The 16,466-nt window shown below is 52.2% G+C and carries 15 protein-coding genes, 1 tRNA gene and 1 other RNA gene; 10 read left to right on the top strand and 7 right to left on the bottom strand.

Features of this window, described 5'->3' with window-relative positions; genetic code table 11:
• Positions 1 to 81: 81 nt before the first annotated feature.
• Positions 82 to 1,938, bottom strand: a complete 1,857-nt coding sequence (sppA, locus tag E2F51_RS19270) for a signal peptide peptidase SppA (RefSeq protein WP_134824275.1) — start codon at positions 1,936 to 1,938, stop codon at positions 82 to 84.
• A 193-nt stretch (positions 1,939 to 2,131) separates the two neighbouring features.
• Here sppA and E2F51_RS19265 point away from each other — a divergent pair, with 193 nt between their 5' ends.
• The 4 genes from E2F51_RS19265 (at position 2,132) to E2F51_RS19250 (ending at position 6,167) form a co-directional block, all read left to right on the top strand.
• The gene (locus tag E2F51_RS19265) at positions 2,132 to 2,683 is read left to right on the top strand and encodes an NAD(P)H nitroreductase (protein ID WP_013202433.1); all 552 of its coding nucleotides are present in this window, start codon (positions 2,132 to 2,134) and stop codon (positions 2,681 to 2,683) included.
• A gap of 151 nt (positions 2,684 to 2,834) precedes the next feature.
• Positions 2,835 to 3,881, top strand: coding sequence for a selenide, water dikinase SelD (gene selD / locus E2F51_RS19260; protein ID WP_134824274.1), 1,047 nt, complete (start codon positions 2,835 to 2,837; stop codon positions 3,879 to 3,881).
• 16 nt (positions 3,882 to 3,897) lie between these two features.
• Positions 3,898 to 5,811, top strand: a complete 1,914-nt coding sequence (locus E2F51_RS19255) for a DNA topoisomerase III (protein WP_013202431.1) — start codon at positions 3,898 to 3,900, stop codon at positions 5,809 to 5,811.
• On the top strand, positions 5,811 to 6,167 hold the full coding sequence (locus tag E2F51_RS19250) for a YnjH family protein (protein WP_134824917.1): 357 nt from the start codon (positions 5,811 to 5,813) through the stop codon (positions 6,165 to 6,167). Before E2F51_RS19255 ends, E2F51_RS19250 begins: the two co-directional genes overlap by 1 nt.
• 93 nt (positions 6,168 to 6,260) lie before the next feature.
• Here E2F51_RS19250 and xthA read toward each other — a convergent pair whose 3' ends face one another.
• The 5 genes from xthA to E2F51_RS19225 all read right to left on the bottom strand — a co-directional run bounded on the left by xthA (position 6,261) and on the right by E2F51_RS19225 (position 9,086).
• The gene (gene xthA, locus E2F51_RS19245) at positions 6,261 to 7,079 is read right to left on the bottom strand and encodes an exodeoxyribonuclease III (protein ID WP_013202429.1); all 819 of its coding nucleotides are present in this window, start codon (positions 7,077 to 7,079) and stop codon (positions 6,261 to 6,263) included.
• A 228-nt stretch (positions 7,080 to 7,307) separates the two neighbouring features.
• Positions 7,308 to 7,404, bottom strand: a non-coding RNA gene (locus E2F51_RS19240) — RtT sRNA.
• A 40-nt stretch (positions 7,405 to 7,444) separates the two neighbouring features.
• Positions 7,445 to 7,529 (bottom strand) — tRNA-Tyr (locus E2F51_RS19235).
• A 203-nt stretch (positions 7,530 to 7,732) separates the two neighbouring features.
• Positions 7,733 to 8,581, bottom strand: coding sequence for a formyltetrahydrofolate deformylase (purU, locus tag E2F51_RS19230; RefSeq protein ID WP_013202428.1), 849 nt, complete (start codon positions 8,579 to 8,581; stop codon positions 7,733 to 7,735).
• A 46-nt stretch (positions 8,582 to 8,627) separates the two neighbouring features.
• The gene (locus E2F51_RS19225; protein ID WP_013202427.1) at positions 8,628 to 9,086 is read right to left on the bottom strand and encodes a YchJ family protein; all 459 of its coding nucleotides are present in this window, start codon (positions 9,084 to 9,086) and stop codon (positions 8,628 to 8,630) included.
• Positions 9,087 to 9,187: 101 nt separating this feature from the next.
• Between E2F51_RS19225 and rssA the strand changes: the two genes are divergently transcribed.
• From rssA to E2F51_RS19200, 5 genes are all read left to right on the top strand, one after another.
• Entirely contained in the window at positions 9,188 to 10,105 is a 918-nt protein-coding gene (gene rssA / locus E2F51_RS19220; protein WP_134824273.1) for a patatin-like phospholipase RssA, read from the top strand.
• A gap of 83 nt (positions 10,106 to 10,188) precedes the next feature.
• Complete coding sequence (rssB, locus tag E2F51_RS19215) at positions 10,189 to 11,202, top strand: two-component system response regulator RssB (protein ID WP_013202425.1); 1,014 nt, start codon at positions 10,189 to 10,191, stop codon at positions 11,200 to 11,202.
• A 194-nt stretch (positions 11,203 to 11,396) separates the two neighbouring features.
• Positions 11,397 to 12,305 (top strand): UTP--glucose-1-phosphate uridylyltransferase GalU, encoded by a 909-nt coding sequence (gene galU, locus E2F51_RS19210; protein ID WP_053142807.1) that lies wholly within the window; start codon positions 11,397 to 11,399, stop codon positions 12,303 to 12,305.
• Positions 12,306 to 12,331: 26 nt separating this feature from the next.
• Positions 12,332 to 13,672, top strand: coding sequence for a UDP-glucose/GDP-mannose dehydrogenase family protein (locus E2F51_RS19205; protein ID WP_053142809.1), 1,341 nt, complete (start codon positions 12,332 to 12,334; stop codon positions 13,670 to 13,672).
• A gap of 14 nt (positions 13,673 to 13,686) precedes the next feature.
• Complete coding sequence (locus tag E2F51_RS19200; protein ID WP_134824272.1) at positions 13,687 to 14,694, top strand: NAD-dependent epimerase; 1,008 nt, start codon at positions 13,687 to 13,689, stop codon at positions 14,692 to 14,694.
• 130 nt (positions 14,695 to 14,824) lie between these two features.
• Here E2F51_RS19200 and hns read toward each other — a convergent pair whose 3' ends face one another.
• Complete coding sequence (gene hns, locus E2F51_RS19195; RefSeq protein ID WP_013202421.1) at positions 14,825 to 15,232, bottom strand: histone-like nucleoid-structuring protein H-NS; 408 nt, start codon at positions 15,230 to 15,232, stop codon at positions 14,825 to 14,827.
• Positions 15,233 to 15,768: 536 nt separating this feature from the next.
• On the opposite strand from hns, the gene tdk reads away from it, so the two are divergent.
• Positions 15,769 to 16,386 (top strand): thymidine kinase, encoded by a 618-nt coding sequence (gene tdk / locus E2F51_RS19190; RefSeq protein WP_013202420.1) that lies wholly within the window; start codon positions 15,769 to 15,771, stop codon positions 16,384 to 16,386.
• Positions 16,387 to 16,466: the final 80 nt, after the last annotated feature.

Genomic DNA, 16,466 nt, shown 5'->3' with positions numbered 1-16,466 from the left:
TCACTCAGGCTTGCCGAAAAGGCGAAGTATAAGGGGAAAGAAGAGGAAAAGCAGCCCGACCAGATGGCCGGGCTGGATGTTTTATTTCACCTGCGCGCAGGTCAGGCACATCGCATAGCGGTTTTGCGGATCGTTCAGGTTATCAAACAGACCCGGCTGGTTTCTCATTGACGCCATTACGTCGACCATCGGTGCCGGCATCCAGGCCTTAAGGGTTTCAGGCAGTGCGGCACGCACAGATACGTCCATCTGGCTGAACAGCAGATCCATAAAGTTTGGATCGTCCTGATACCAGCTCAGTTTGGCGTCCTTCAGTTTTGCCAGCTCGGCGGCTTTGGCGACGGCATCGTCGAAATCACCCATCGCATCCACCAGACCGTTAGCCTTGGCATCCGTACCCGTCCAGACGTGGCCCTGAGCAATCTGATCGATCTGCTCTGGCGTCTTGTTACGGGAATGAGCGACCAGACCGAGGAAGTTCTTATAGCCGTTCTCGATGCTCATCTGCATCATCTGCTGCACTTCCGGCGGTAACGCCTTAGTGGTAGAAATATCAGCCAGAGGCGAGGTGGACACGCCATCGGTGTGCACGCCAATTGAATCCAGCGTGTTCTCAACGGTGTTAATCACGCCGAAGATGCCGATAGAGCCGGTCAAGGTGCTTGGGCTGGCGATGATGTAGTTAGCTGGCGTGGAAATCCAGTAACCACCCGATGCCGCCATGCCACCCATGGAAACCACCACCGGTTTCCCGGCTTCTTTCGCTGCTGCCAGCTCTTCACGGATCGTTTCGGAGGCCGTCACGCTGCCGCCTGGGCTGTTGACGCGGAAGACAATCGCTTTGATTTTAGGATCAAGGCGGGCTTCACGGATCTCCATGGCCGTCGTGTCGCCACCGACGCTACCCGCGGTTTCGTCACCATCCATGATGGCGCCGCTGGCCATGATCACCGCGATATTGCCGTCTGTTGAGCCGTTATCCTTCACCTGGTAATCGTAGATGCTGGTGCCTTTGTAATCTTTAGCCTGCTTATCCCAGCCGAAAATTTTGGTCAGCTGTTGATCGACCAGCGAGCGGGAAGCCAGTTCATCAACCAGTTTGCTGTCTTTGGCATACACCGCAGTATCGCCGCCGACTTTTTGCAGTCCATCCAGCACGCCCTGCGCGCCAGGGAACAGCTGTTCCGGCGTAATCTGGCGGTTAGCCGAAACGGTATTGAGGTAGTTCTGCCACAGCTCACCAATCCAGCGGCTGTCTGCATCACGGGCAGCAGGGGACATATCGTCACGCAGGAAAGGTTCAACTGCGGATTTATAGGTACCGACACGGAAGACATGTGAGCTGACTTTCAGCTTATCCAGCAGCGATTTGTAGTACAGGCCGTTAGTGGCAAAGCCGTGAAGGTCAACGGTTCCCTGCGGAGAAAGGTAGATTTTGTTGGCGAAGCTGGCGAGATAATATTGCGCCTGGCTGTAGCTGTCGCCGGTGGCATAAATCTGCTTGCCGCTGTCACGGAATTCGCGCAGCGCTTTGCCGATGTACTGCAGGGAAGGCTGATCGGCCCCGGCGAAGTCACGCAGATCTAACACCATACCGGTGATATTGGCGTCACCTTTGGCCTGACGGATGGCATCGACAACGTCAAACAACGAGTTCTCTTTCAGCTTGTCGCTGCTGGAGCCCAGTAACTGACGCCCGATCTTACTGAGCTTATTGCTGACGGAAGGCTTATCAACCACCACGCCATTCAGATCAACAATCAGCGCACCTTTTTGCGGTTCCGCAGGGGTTGAAGAGCTGCTGAACTGGAAATAGATGCCCGTGCAGATCAGGATCAGCACCACTAAAAACAGGTTGAGAATAAATTCCCGGACGAAATTCAGTAATCGCCAGGTCCATTTAAAAAATCCAGCGATAAATCGCCACAAAGTGCGCATATTATCTCCATAATCGCGATAAAAAAGCCCGGAAAAGGGGCGATGCCAGCGGGCTGAGCGGCCCAAACCGGGTGGGAATGCTGACATCCTAAATAGCAGGGGCCAAATTGTCAGCAGGAAAAAGCGGAATGCTGTAACAAATCATCATCCTGTGCTAGTTTCAGCTAAATGAAACTCATTATCAGGAGGAATTATGGACGCTCTGGATTTATTGGTTAACCGCCGTTCCGCGTCACGTTTAAGCGAGCCGGCACCCGCCGGAGAGGCCCTTGAGAACATCATGCGAGCCGGCATGCGCGCACCAGACCACGGCACGATGCAGCCATGGCGTTTTATCGTCATCGAGAATGAAGGCCGTGAGCGTTTCAGCGCATTACTGGAAAATGCTGCGCGTGAAGATCGCATGGAAGAGAAGGCGATTGAAAAAGCGAAGCAGTCGCCTTTCCGTGCACCGATGATCATCACCGTGGTGGCACATTGTGAAGAGAACGCGAAGGTTCCGCATTGGGAACAGGTTGTCTCAGCAGGCTGTGCGGTGATGGCCATGCAGATGGCGGCTCTTGCTCAGGGCTTCAACGGCATCTGGCGCAGCGGTGCCTGGACTGAGCATCAGGATGTGCGTCAGGCATTCGACTGTCGCGAGCAGGATGTGATTGTCGGTTTCCTCTACCTTGGCACGCCGCAGCTAAAATCTTCCACCACGGTTATTCCTCCCGATACGGCGCCATTTATCCGTTATTTCTGAGTGACAACGCTCTTCTGAACGGTCAGGGTGAACGCCAGCCCTGATTTTTGTCGGGATAATGAGCGAACGGTCGCGGAAAAATACCCTGAGACTTACTCCCGCCAGACGAAAGCGCTACCATATTGCCGGTAAACCAGGAGGGAGGTTGCCCATGAGTGAGAACGCGATACGCCTGACGCAGTACAGCCATGGCGCTGGCTGCGGCTGTAAGATTTCACCCAGCGTGCTGGAGACCATACTGCACAGCGATCATCCGCTGCGCAGCGATCCCAATCTGCTGGTGGGCAACGAAACGCGGGATGACGCGGCGGTCTACGATCTGGGGAACGGCACGGCGGTGGTCAGCACCACCGACTTCTTTATGCCAATCGTCGACGATCCGTTCGATTTTGGCCGTATCGCCGCGACCAATGCCATCAGTGATATCTACGCGATGGGCGGTAAGCCAATTATGGCAATTGCGATCCTTGGCTGGCCGCTGGACAAGCTGGCGCCTGAAATTGCCCGAAAAGTGATTGAAGGGGGGCGCAGCGTCTGTGCCAGGGCTGGGATTTCACTGGCGGGCGGTCATTCCATTGACGCACCCGAGCCGATTTTTGGTCTTGCCGTCACCGGCGTGATCGCACCTGATAAAGTGAAAAAGAACAGCTCTGCGCAGGCCGGCTGTAAACTCTTCCTCACGAAACCGCTTGGCATTGGCGTGCTGACCACCGCGGAAAAACGCGCAAAACTTAAGCCTGAACATCAAGGGCTGGCAACGGAAGTGATGTGCCAGCTGAACAGCGCGGGCGCGGTTTTCGCCGACATCGACGGGGTAACCGCGATGACTGACGTGACCGGCTTTGGCCTGATGGGCCACCTCAGCGAGATCTGCACCGGCTCCAACCTGCATGCCAATGTCTGGTTTGATCGGGTGCCAAGACTGGCTGGCGTCGACGAATACATTGCGCAAGGCTGCGTGCCGGGCGGCACGGACCGTAATTTTGCCAGCTACGGCCATTTATTGGGCGCAATGCGTGACGAACAGCGTAAACTGCTATGCGATCCCCAAACCTCAGGTGGCCTGCTGTTAGCGGTCAGACCTGAAGCGGAAGCGGTTGTTATCGAAAGCGCCGGGGCAATGGGGATCACCCTCACGGCTATCGGGGAACTGCTGCCGGCTAGTGCCGGACGTGCGTTAATTGAATTAGTTTCCTGAAGGAAGTCACTGCCGGATGCGTTTGTTTATTGCCGAAAAACCCAGTCTTGCCCGCGCTATCGCGGATGTCCTCCCTAAACCTCATCGCCGGGGCGACGGCTTTATTGCCTGCGGCCAGGATCAGATGGTCACCTGGTGCGTCGGTCACCTGTTGGAGCAGGCGCAACCAGACAGTTACAACAGCCGTTTTGCGCGTTGGTCACTGGCCGATCTGCCCATCGTGCCGGAAAAATGGCAGCTAAAACCGCGTCCCTCAGTGGCAAAACAGCTGAACGTCATTAAAGGCTTGCTGGAGCAGGCGACGGAAGTGGTTCACGCAGGTGACCCGGACCGTGAAGGTCAGCTACTGGTGGACGAGGTGCTGGACTATCTGTCTCTGCCGCCGGAAAAGCGCGCCAATGTTCAGCGCTGCCTGATTAACGATCTCAATCCCTCCGCCGTGGAGCGTGCCGTCAGCCGCTTGCGCGAGAATAAAGAATTTATCCCGCTGTGTGTTTCCGCCCTGGCGAGAGCACGGGCCGACTGGCTGTACGGCATCAACATGACGCGCGCCTACACTTTGCTGGGCCGTAACGCCGGCTACGATGGCCTGCTGTCCGTGGGACGTGTCCAGACGCCCGTTCTGGGGCTGGTGGTTCGCCGTGATGAGGAGATCGAAAACTTCATCGCCAAAGACTTCTTTGAAGTCAAAGCCCATATCGTCACACCGAAAGATGAACGCTTTGTTGCCTTATGGCAGCCCAGCGATTCTTGTGAACCCTATCAGGATGAAGAAGGGCGTTTGCTGCACCGTCCGCTGGCGGATCATGTGCTGGCGCGGATTGGTGGTCAACCGGCCAATGTCACCAGCTATAACGATAAAAGAGAGAATGACACCGCACCCTTGCCGTTCTCCCTTTCCAGCCTGCAGATTGAAGCCGGGAAACGCTTTGGCATGAGCGCACAAACGGTGCTGGATACCTGCCAGAAGCTGTATGAAACCCACAAGCTGATCACCTATCCACGTTCCGACAGTCGCTATCTGCCCGATGAGCACTTTGCCGGACGCCATGCGGTACTCAACGCCATCAATGCCCATCAACCCGATCTGACGCCGCCCGCGGATTTTGACAGCGATCGCCGTAATCGCTGCTGGGATGACAAAAAGGTCGATGCTCACCACGCTATCGTCCCGACAGCCAGAAGTTCTCAGGTCAGGCTGACCGAGAACGAAAGCACGATTTATCGTCTGATTGCCACGCAATACCTGATGCAGTTCTGCCCTGATGCCGTGTACCGCAAATGCGTGATCGAGCTGGATATTGCCGGCGGGAAATTTGTCGCCAAGGCTCGCTTCCTGGCGGAGGCCGGCTGGCGATCGCTGTTGGGCAGTAAAGAACGCGATGAGGAAAATGACGGCACGCCGCTGCCGGTGGTTGCCAAAGGTGACGAGCTGTTATGTGAACGGGGAGAAGTGGTAGAGAAGCAGACTCAGCCGCCGCGACCGTTCACCGATGCGACCTTATTATCTGCGATGACCGGCATTGCGCGATTTGTTCAGGATAAAGATCTAAAGAAAGTGCTGCGTGCGACCGATGGTTTAGGGACAGAAGCTACGCGCGCCGGGATTATTGAATTGTTGTTCAAGCGCGCCTTTTTGTTTAAAAAAGGGCGCTATATTCACTCCAGTCCCGCCGGGCGGGCGCTGATCCACTCGCTGCCAGAAATGGCGGCGCGTCCCGACATGACCGCCCATTGGGAATCCACGCTGACTAAAATCAGTGAAAAGCAGTGCCGCTACCAGGACTTTATGTTGCCGCTGGTTGAGACGCTGCATAATCTGATTTATCAGGCACGGCAGCAACCTGCTGCGCATGCCTTCCGTGGGCTTCCGGCGGCTGAACCGAAAAAGCCGCGCCGTAAGGCGACTAAAGCGAAGGAAACTGAGTGATGAAATTATCAGGCGCATTAATGCTGGCCGGGATGTTGCTGGTGAGCCCATTGCATGCCGCCGGTGAGGGCTGGAATCTCGGCACTGGCCACGGCAATAACGGCGGTAATCATAGCGGTAACAATCAGGGAAATAACAGCAACAGCCCGAATGCGGATGTGGTGGTGGATATGCCGCCGGAAGTCTGGACGCAAGGGCAGAACAACAATCAGCCGCCGTGCAATACCTGCTGCACCTACGAAAATCGGAGCTATACCGAAGGATCGGTGGTGAAGATGGAAGGGGTGTTATTACAGTGTTCGCGGGATGAAAAATCTTACGGGACTAATAACCTGATCTGGAAAACCATCAAGTAATCCACCGTTAAGCATTCTGAGATAGTAACCACAGAAGCCCGTGCCTCTGTGGTTATTTTTCACGATGACCTGACGGTCTGAAGCAAGCGAAACTTACTTCGCCTCATCCAGGTTGAACTGTGCCCAGATTGGCGCATGGTCTGAAGGCTTTTCCATACTGCGAATATCATAGTCGATGCCGGTTGCCACACAGCGGGCAGCCAGAGGCTGACTGGCCAGCACCAGATCGATACGCAGTCCACGGTTATCATCAAACCCTTTTGAGCGGTAATCAAACCACGAGAAGCGATCGTTAGCTTCCGCATTCTCTGCGCGCCAGGTATCCACCAGTCCCCAACCCATCAGACGGTCCATCCACTCACGCTCTTCTGGCAGGAATGAACATTTGCCGGTGCGCAGCCAGCGCTTGCGGTTATCTTCACCAATACCGATATCCAGGTCAGTGGCGCTGATGTTCATGTCGCCCATAATCACCACCGGATTTGTCGGTTTCTGATCGTTTTCCAGGTAGCTCTGCAGATCGCGGTAGAACTTCTCTTTTGCCGGGAATTTAGTCGGGTGGTCGCGGCTTTCGCCCTGTGGGAAGTAGCCGTTAAGCACGGTCAGGGTACCCACAGGCGTGGCAATGTCGGCCATAATCATCCGGCGCTGAGATTCCTCATCATCGCCGGCAAAACCGCGACGTACGGCAAGAGGCTCGTCTTTAGTTAACAGGGCAACGCCATAGTGACCTTTCTGGCCATGATAGAAGACGTGATAACCCAGCTTTGACACTTCTTCCAACGGGAACATATCGTCATGCACTTTGGTTTCTTGCAGGCCAATCACGTCTGGCTGGTGCTGCTCAATGATGGCGGCAAGCTGATGCGGACGGGCGCGCAGCCCATTGATATTAAAAGAAACAAATTTCATTGTGCTGACCAGATATCGAAGGAAACAGGGTTGGGATGGTAGCAAAAAAAGCGGGAGTTAAAAACCTATTTAGTGGAGGGAGTCGGTAGGGTAAAGGGAAGTAAAAGACGTGAGGGGTTGGTTGGGTTGGGGCTGATTGGGTAAGTGGATGGGAGGGTGGTCAAGGGAATTGAAAAAGTTGGTTAGGTAGGGATTTGGTGGTTTATGCAGAAGGTGAAAAGTTCGCGGCTGCGGAGCAGGAAGTATTTTTCGTCGCTTTGCGACTCACCCTTCGGGTCAAACCTTCGAGGTCGAAGCTTCTCATCCTCCCCCGTGGGGAATATGGAAAAGGGTACTTTGCATAGGAGTGCGGGAGATAAATGAGATGGTGGTGGGGGAAGGATTCGAACCTTCGAAGTCGATGACGGCAGATTTACAGTCTGATCCCTTTGGCCACTCGGGAACCCCACCACAGGGTTTTGCTTTATTTCTCAATTACTGCGCTTCAGTCACTGGCCTTACTGCTGTGCCTGTAAGCGGGGCGCATCATATCAAATGAGAGGAGGCTGTAAAGCCTGAATTTAACGAAAAAGGTTTGTTTGCCGCTTTTTTATTCTGGCTGCTGCTTTGTCATACAAAACAGCAGCCTTGCTACAAATGAAATGCGTTGCTGCTTATAGAATAATGGTGCGGTTGCCGTAAACAAATACACGTTGCGCCAGTACCTGATACAGCGCGCGGCTTAACGCGTTCTTCTCAACGTCACGGCCTGCACGCATCATATCTTCTGCCGTGTAGGTGTGATCAACGTGGATGACGTCCTGCATGATGATCGGACCTTCATCAAGATTATCATTCACATAGTGTGCCGTCGCACCGATGATTTTCACGCCGCGCTCATACGCCTGATGATAAGGACGTGCACCAATAAAGGCGGGCAGGAACGAATGATGAATGTTGATGATCTGATTTGGGTAACGCTGCACGAATCCTGGGGTCAGTACACGCATATACTTGGCCAGAACCACGTAATCAGGCTGGTAGCGATCGATCTCTGCCGCCATATTGTTATCGTGATCTTCGCGGGAAAGCCCTTCATGGCTGACCAGGATAAACGGAATATCAAAACGCTCAACCAGCGTGCGCAAGGTTTCGTGGTTACCAATCACCGCAGCGATCTCAACATCCAACCCGCCGTAGGTGCTCTTCATCAGCAAATCACCCAGACAATGGGCTTCTTTGGTAACCAGAATAACGATACGGCGACGACCCGCTGAATTTAACTCGCGAATGGAGCCGGTTGGCAGCGCACTGTCCAGGTCCGCCAACAGCGTGGTGTCGTTAAATATCCCTTCCAGCTCGGTACGCATGAAAAAGCGTCCGGTGCGATGATCGACGAACTCATTGTTCTGTACGATATTCAGCTCGTGCTTGTAGCAAATATTGGTGATCTTGGCGATCAGACCTTTTGCGTCTGGGCAGATGGTCCGTAATACTTTTCGTTGCAGTGTTTGCGCTTGCATTGCAGTGGTGATCCTGTCGAAGCAATTCTTTATAAGATCAGCGACCTTACTGGCCGCAGCATTTCTTGAATTTTTTGCCGGAGCCGCAGGGGCAGCGGTCATTTCGCCCTGTTTCAGGGTAAGTGCCGTCAATATAGTACCAGCGTTGTTCTACCCGGACAAAGCGGGAACGCTCATGAATAAAGCTTTCGCGCTGATTTTCAGAGAAACGAGCAAAGAATGTCACAAACCCTTCGGATTTATCCCCAGGTTCTTCTGCCGAAATAATCTGTAAACTCAACCAGCGGGTCGCCTCAAAGCTTTGCTCAAGGCTGGCATGAAAACGTTGCGGATCGCAGGAGGGATGCCAGGTGGCGACCAAATAGTCGGCATCTTTCAGCACATAGGCAGTGTAGCGCGAACGCATTAAGGCTTCTGGTATGGCAGGAATGTCGTCACCTTTAAGAAAGGGCTGGCAACATACGCTATACTGCATTCCGCTTCCGCACGGGCAAAGTTCTGACACGTTGACTCCAGTGAGTGTAAAAGTCGAAAGATTTTGGGCGTCATGGTAACCGAGCAGTCACGATGATGCCATTTGTAAGTTAAGCAATCGTCAGGGGTAGAATGAGACAGGTAAAAATTGGACTGGCACTGGGATCGGGTGCCGCCAAGGGATGGGCGCATATTGGTGTTATCAATGCGCTGGAGCGGGCTGGGATTAAAGTCGATGTGGTCGCGGGGTGCTCCGTTGGGGCGCTGGTGGGCGCAGCGTATGCCAGTAAACGTCTTCCCATCCTCGAAACCTGGGTTCGTTCCTTCAGCTATTGGGATGTGATCCGCCTGATGGATTTCTCGTGGCGTCGCGGTGGCCTGCTGCGGGGAGAACGGGTGTTCAACCACGTTCGCCGGCTGGTTAATCACGAAAACATTGAAGAGTGCGATCTGCCTTTCGGCGCGGTGGCGACCAACCTCAGCACCGGGCGTGAGCTGTGGCTGACTGAAGGCGATCTGCATATGGCGGTGCGGGCGTCATGCAGCATGCCCGGTCTGTTAGCCCCGGTAGCCTATAACGGTTACTGGCTGGTGGACGGCGCGGTGGTCAATCCGGTGCCGGTGTCGCTGACCCGGGCACTGGGCGCCGATATCGTTATTGCCGTTGACCTGCAACACGACGCGCACCTGATGCAACAGGATCTGCTGTCAGTGACGCCGCAATCCGCAGATGAAGTCGAAGCTGCAGCAACCAGCTGGGGAGGGCGCCTGCGTCAGAGCCTCGCCAGAGTAGCCCACCGCAAGGTTAATCAAACGCCTGGCGCGATGGAAATCATGTCCACCTCTATTCAGGTGCTTGAGAACCGGTTGAAGAGAAATCGTATGGCAGGCGATCCGCCAGACGTATTGATCCAGCCATTCTGCCCTCAGATTTCCACACTGGATTTCCATCGCGCAGAAGAGGCTATCGAGGCGGGTAAGCTGGCGGTAGAGAAGAAGATGGATGAATTACTGCCGCTGGTTCGTCAAGCTGCGTTTCCGGATGAGTGAAATATGACTCTTCAGGCAATTCTTAGAGGCGAGAATGTGGATTATGAGCCACTATTGACTAATCCGGTGTACAGGGGGGGATGATGGACAAGCCATTAAGCGGAAAAAAGATTCTGATTGTTGAAGACGAAGTCGTTTTCCGCTCTCTTCTTGACAACTATCTAGCGGCTCTTGGGGCTGAGATAATGCTGGCAGACGATGGACTGCAAGCGCTTGAAAAACTCAATGAGTCTGCGCATGACCTGATGATTTGCGACCTGGCTATGCCAAAGATGGACGGGTTGAAGCTGGTTGAACATATGCGTAGTAAAGGCAACACCATGCCGATACTGGTGATCTCCGCAACGGAAAACATGGCTGACATTGCCCAGGTGTTACGCCTCGGGGTGCAGGACGTGTTGTTAAAACCGCTGAAAGATCTGGCCCGCTTACGCGAGGCCGTCTACGAATGCCTTTATCCATCGATGTTCACTTCAAAAGTGGAAGAAGACGAACAGCTATTCCAGGACTGGGATGCGCTGGTGCGGGATCCGAATGCCGCGTCGAAACTGCTTAAGCAACTGCAGCCGCCTGTACAGCAGGTTATCGCCAACTGTCGCATCAATTACCGTCAGCTGACGATGGCCGAAGAGCCGGGCCTGGTATTGGATATCGCCGCGCTGTCCGAGAAAGATCTGGCATTCTATTGCCTGGACGTGACCCGCGCGGGCGATAATGGCGTGCTGGCCGCTTTATTACTGCGCGCGCTGTTCAACGGACTGTTGCAGGATCAATTATCAGGCCAGTCGCCACGACTGCCTGAATTAAATGGCTTGTTAAAACAGGTCAATTTGCTGTTACGCCAGGCCAATCTAAAAGGGCAGTTCCCACTGCTGGTCGGCTATTACCATCAAGGATTAAAGAATTTGATCCTCGTTTCCGCTGGTTTAAACGCCACCCTTAACGTCAACACCCATCAAATTCAACTCAGCAACGGTGTTCCACTTGGTACATTGGGCAGCACCCACCTAAATCAAATAAGCCAGCGTTGTGAAGCCTGGCAATGCCAGGTTTGGGGCGCTGGTGGCAGGCTGCGCCTGATGTTGTCCACGGATTAACCACTCGTCAGAAATCCTGTTTGCTGCTGGCAGACAGGGCCAAAGATAAGCTTTACACTTGGGTAATAGTCTTAATTTTTGCTGAAAGGGTTCATCCAGGATAAATCCGTCAGGGTTCCACTGGTATACTCATCTCGTTTTTAACTCGACATATCAAGTAATAACTTGAACGGCCTATAAAGAGAGGTACTTAGATGTCTGCCTATAAGTCCAAAGTAAAAAAAGCGGTTATCCCTGTAGCTGGTTTGGGAACGCGTATGTTGCCTGCAACCAAAGCCATTCCAAAAGAAATGTTGCCACTGGTTGATAAGCCGTTAATTCAGTATGTCGTTAACGAATGTATCGCAGCTGGGATCACTGAGATTGTGCTGGTAACGCACTCCTCTAAAAACGCCATCGAAAACCACTTCGACACCAGTTTCGAGCTGGAATCGATGTTGGAAAAACGTGTTAAGCGTCAGTTGCTGGAAGAAATCCAGTCTATCTGCCCGCCACACGTAACCATCATGCAGGTCCGTCAGGGTCTGGCTAAAGGTCTGGGCCACGCAGTAATGTGTGCTTACCCGGTTGTCGGTGACGAACCTTTCGCCGTTATCCTGCCTGACGTAATCATCGATGAATACGAATCAAACCTGGCTACTGAGAACCTGGCCGATATGATGCGTCGTTTCGATGAAACCGGCCGCAGCCAGATCATGGTTGAGCCAGTTGCTGACGTAACAGCTTACGGTGTGGTTGACTGCCAGGGTGCTGAACTGTCTGCTGGTCAGAGCGCACCGATGGTCGGTGTGGTTGAGAAGCCTAAAGCGGATAAAGCCCCTTCAAACCTGGCGGTTGTTGGCCGTTATGTTCTGTCTGCTGATATCTGGCCACTGCTGGCGAAAACGCCTCCAGGTGCAGGTGATGAAATTCAGCTGACTGACTCCATCGCTATGCTGATGGAAAAATCGACTGTAGAAGCTTATCACCTGAAAGGCGTGAGCCATGACTGTGGTAACAAGCTGGGCTACATGCAGGCTTTCGTTGAATACGGCGTACGTCACGATTCTCTGGGTAGCGACTTTAAAGAGTGGCTCGAAAGCACTGTTGGCAATAGTAAGTAAATTTAATTTCTAACCGGGACAATTCAATGAAAGTCACCGTATTTGGTATCGGCTATGTTGGTCTGGTTCAGGCTGCGGTTCTGGCCGAAGTCGGACATGACGTTCTTTGTATCGATGTCGACGCAAGTAAAGTCGAGAATCTGAAGAAAGGGATCATTCCTATTTTTGAACCGGGCCTGACGCCTCTGGTGATGCAGAACTATGAGAGCGGTCGCCTCAAGTTCTCCACCAACGCGGAAGAAGGTGTGAATCACGGTACGATGCAGTTTATCGCCGTGGGAACACCTCCGGATGAAGACGGCTCTGCGGATCTGAAATATGTTACCGCTGTAGCACGCACCATCGCAGAACACATGCAGGATCACAAAGTTGTGATCGACAAGTCTACGGTTCCTGTTGGAACGGCAGACCGTGTTCGTGCGGTAATGGAAGAGACGCTGAAAGCACGTGGTGCTGAGATTGCGTTTGATGTGGTGTCTAACCCTGAATTCCTCAAGGAAGGTGCAGCAGTCAGCGACTGTATGCGTCCTGAGCGTATTGTTGTGGGTACAGACAATGATGAAGTTGTTGAGCTGCTGCGCGAGCTGTACGAGCCCTTCAACCGCAATCATGATCGCATGATTTTAATGGATATTCGTAGTGCTGAGCTGACCAAGTATGCGGCAAACTGCATGCTGGCCACTAAAATCAGCTTTATGAATGAGATCTCCAACCTGGCAGAACGCCTGGGTGCAGATATCGAGAAAGTGCGTCAGGGCATTGGTTCTGACTCCCGTATCGGTTACTCCTTCATCTATCCTGGCTGCGGCTATGGCGGATCCTGCTTCCCGAAAGACGTTCAGGCGCTGATCCGCACTGCAGAACAGATTGGTTACAAGCCACGTCTGTTGCAGGCGGTTGAAGACGTCAACGATTCGCAGAAGAACAAGCTGCCAACCTTCATCAAACGTCATTTCGGTGACAATCTGCAGGGCAAAACTTTTGCACTGTGGGGGCTTTCTTTCAAGCCAAACACCGATGACATGCGTGAAGCGTCAAGCCGTGTGCTGATGGAAGCACTCTGGCAGGCAGGTGCTTCCGTTCAGGCTTTCGACCCGGAAGCAATGGACGAAGCACAGCGCGTCTATGGCCATCGCAGCGATTTGAAGCTGATGGGAACCAAAGAAGCCGCTCTGCAAGGTGCTGATGGCCTGGTCATCTGTACCGAATGGCAGAACTTCCGTGCACCGGATTTTGATGTCATTAAAAATGCTCTGAAAGAACCCGTGATTTTTGATGGTCGTAACCTGTATGATCCAGAAAGAATCAGTAAGCGCGGTTTTGTTTATTATGCAATCGGCCGCGGCGCTTCTATCCAAATTGCATAACTAACGAGGGCAGTATGAAATATCTGGTAACCGGCGCAGCAGGATTTATTGGCTTCCACGTAGCGGAGCGCCTGCTGTCCGCCGGTCACCAGGTTGTCGGTATCGACAACCTGAATGACTATTATGACGTTAACCTGAAACTTGCCCGCCTCAAACTTCTTGAGCCTCATGCGCAGTTTACCTTTATCAAGCTGGATCTTGCTGACAGAGAGGGCATCGCCCAACTGTTCCGCGACCAGGCTTTTGAGCGTGTTATTCATTTGGGTGCTCAGGCTGGTGTACGTTATTCGCTCGATAATCCTTTAGCTTATGCAGATGCGAATCTGATTGGTCACCTGAATATTCTTGAAGGGTGCCGACATAATCACATTGGCCACTTATTGTATGCCTCATCCAGTTCCGTTTATGGGCTGAACAATAAGATGCCATTCTCTACCGATGACTCCGTTGACCATCCTGTGTCGCTGTATGCGGCAACCAAGAAGGCCAACGAATTAATGTCCCACACCTATTCTCACCTGTACGGTATTCCAACCACCGGGCTGCGGTTCTTCACCGTATATGGCCCATGGGGAAGGCCGGACATGGCTTTATTTAAGTTCACCCGCGCCATGCTGGCCGGAGAACAAATTGATGTCTACAACAATGGCCAGATGCGCCGCGACTTCACCTACATTGATGATATCGCCGAAGCGATTGTTCGCCTGCAGGATGTGATCCCGCAAGCGAACCCAGACTGGACCGTTGAGCAGGGGAGCCCTGCAAGCAGCTCAGCGCCGTATTGCGTATACAATATTGGTAACAGCAACCCTGTCACGCTGATGGCGTATATAGAGGCGCTGGAGAAGGCGTTAGGCATCAGTGCGAAGAAGAACATGCTGCCAATGCAACCGGGTGACGTGCTGGAAACCAGCGCTGATACTCGTGCGCTGTTTAATGCCATTGGCTTTAAACCTCAAACCGGTGTCGAAGAAGGGATTGCTAACTTTGTCAGTTGGTATCGTTCTTTCTATAAGGTCTGAACGATCGGCAGCGTAGGATAAAGGGGCTGAGGCTCCTTTTTTTTTTGCTTTGGGAAAAGTGATGGCTTGAAAATGGGTAATAAAAAACCCATCGCAAGGATGGGTTTCTCAGAAGCACTTGAAGTCACGATTACAGCAGGAAATCGTCCAGCTGCTTACCTTGTTCTTCGATAGCTTTTTTGATCACGGCTGGAGTACGACCCTGACCTGTCCAGGTTTTCGCTTCGCCATTTTCATCAGTATATTTGTATTTGGCCGGACGGGCAGCGCGTTTTGCTTTGCCTGGTGCTTTAACAGCGGCCAGGGTGGACAGCAATTCGTTAGGATCGATGCCATCAGCAATCAGCATTTCGCGATACTGCTGCAGCTTGCGTGTGCGTTCCTGGTTTTCAGCCTGAGCATGGCTTTCTTCTTCGCGGCGCTCATTAACAACAACTTCCAGTTTTTCCAGCATCTCTTCCAGCGTTTCCAGGGTACATTCTCTGGCTTGAGCACGCAGGGTACGAATGTTGTTCAAAATTTTAAGTGCTTCGCTCATTATATGAATCTCAAAAATTATAAAGGTGGGAGAATTGTTCTGCCCGATAATAATAGAGTGCGTAAATACGAACTGCAATAGTTAATTTTGTAAGGATTTCAGAATAAGGAAAATCCGCCAACTGCCCCTGTTGTAATTAATCCGCATAAAAGGCTGGCTGCTAAAAATAATGCCTGCTTTGTAATCGCTATCAGATGTAAGACAAAGCCCGACGGGCGTTCACGCCTTGTATAATAAAATCAGCCAGGTAAACCGCGGACATTTTTTCAGGTTTACAGCAATATCTTTCAGGAAATTCCGCGAATATTAGCAGAGTCGATTTAGCCTTTTTATTCGTTTAATGCCTAAAAGTGACAAAGACTGGAAAAACTAAATCTGGAAAAAGAAGGGATATTTCAACAACATTGTCAGCAGGTTGTACATTTTCTCACGCCCGTCGCGTCACCGTTGCGTGATGATTAAAGCCCTTTCGACCGTAGTACCCTGTGGTACAATTCTGAGCATTCTTCGAAACATTCCTAAGGGAGCGAGCGCAAATGGCTCAGCTGTATTTCTACTATTCCGCGATGAACGCCGGCAAATCTACCGCCCTGTTGCAGTCGTCTTATAACTACCAGGAGCGGGGGATGCGGACTATCGTCTACACCGCCGAGATTGACAACCGATTCGGTTCGGGCAAGGTGAGTTCGAGAATAGGCCTGTCTTCACCCGCGAAATTGTATAATAACGAGTCGGCACTTTTTGATGAGATTAGCGCTCAGCATCTGCTGGAACCGGTTCACTGTGTGTTAGTCGATGAAAGCCAGTTTCTTACCCGTGAACAGGTAAAAGCCTTATCTGATGTAGTAGATAATCTGGATATACCTGTACTCTGTTATGGATTGCGTACAGATTTTCGCGGTGAATTATTTACCGGTAGCCAGTACTTATTAGCCTGGTCAGATAAGCTGGTTGAATTAAAAACCGTTTGTCACTGCGGAAGAAAAGCGGGAATGGTATTAAGGTTAGATCAAAATGGCGCACCTTTTAAAGAAGGTGAACAGGTTGTCATTGGTGGCAATGAGCGTTACGTGTCCGTCTGTAGAAAGCATTACAAAGCAGCGATAGAGCAGGGATGTTTACAGGCAGTACATGGTAAGAACGGGATTAAATAAAGACCGTCATCCAGGTAGTTTATGAGAAAACTAAGCCTGCATGTTATTTCAAAGGTTGATTAGTTTTTCTTACGAATTGC

Source organism: Erwinia sp. QL-Z3, assembly GCF_004551645.1.
In the GTDB taxonomy this organism is placed as follows: Bacteria; Pseudomonadota; Gammaproteobacteria; order Enterobacterales; family Enterobacteriaceae; genus Erwinia; species Erwinia billingiae.
This window is presented reverse-complemented; position numbering and strand designations above follow the sequence as displayed.

Excerpts from the sequence above, each read along its gene's own strand:
- sppA (WP_134824275.1), bottom strand. The coding sequence starts at position 1,938 with ATGCGCACTTTGTGGCGATTTATCGCTGGATTTTTTAAATGGACCTGG.
- E2F51_RS19265 (WP_013202433.1), top strand. The coding sequence starts at position 2,132 with ATGGACGCTCTGGATTTATTGGTTAACCGCCGTTCCGCGTCACGTTTA.
- selD (WP_134824274.1), top strand. The coding sequence starts at position 2,835 with ATGAGTGAGAACGCGATACGCCTGACGCAGTACAGCCATGGCGCTGGC.
- E2F51_RS19255 (WP_013202431.1), top strand. The coding sequence starts at position 3,898 with ATGCGTTTGTTTATTGCCGAAAAACCCAGTCTTGCCCGCGCTATCGCG.
- E2F51_RS19250 (WP_134824917.1), top strand. The coding sequence starts at position 5,811 with ATGAAATTATCAGGCGCATTAATGCTGGCCGGGATGTTGCTGGTGAGC.
- xthA (WP_013202429.1), bottom strand. The coding sequence starts at position 7,079 with ATGAAATTTGTTTCTTTTAATATCAATGGGCTGCGCGCCCGTCCGCAT.
- purU (WP_013202428.1), bottom strand. The coding sequence starts at position 8,581 with ATGCAAGCGCAAACACTGCAACGAAAAGTATTACGGACCATCTGCCCA.
- rssA (WP_134824273.1), top strand. The coding sequence starts at position 9,188 with ATGAGACAGGTAAAAATTGGACTGGCACTGGGATCGGGTGCCGCCAAG.
- rssB (WP_013202425.1), top strand. The coding sequence starts at position 10,189 with ATGGACAAGCCATTAAGCGGAAAAAAGATTCTGATTGTTGAAGACGAA.
- galU (WP_053142807.1), top strand. The coding sequence starts at position 11,397 with ATGTCTGCCTATAAGTCCAAAGTAAAAAAAGCGGTTATCCCTGTAGCT.
- E2F51_RS19205 (WP_053142809.1), top strand. The coding sequence starts at position 12,332 with ATGAAAGTCACCGTATTTGGTATCGGCTATGTTGGTCTGGTTCAGGCT.
- E2F51_RS19200 (WP_134824272.1), top strand. The coding sequence starts at position 13,687 with ATGAAATATCTGGTAACCGGCGCAGCAGGATTTATTGGCTTCCACGTA.
- hns (WP_013202421.1), bottom strand. The coding sequence starts at position 15,232 with ATGAGCGAAGCACTTAAAATTTTGAACAACATTCGTACCCTGCGTGCT.
- tdk (WP_013202420.1), top strand. The coding sequence starts at position 15,769 with ATGGCTCAGCTGTATTTCTACTATTCCGCGATGAACGCCGGCAAATCT.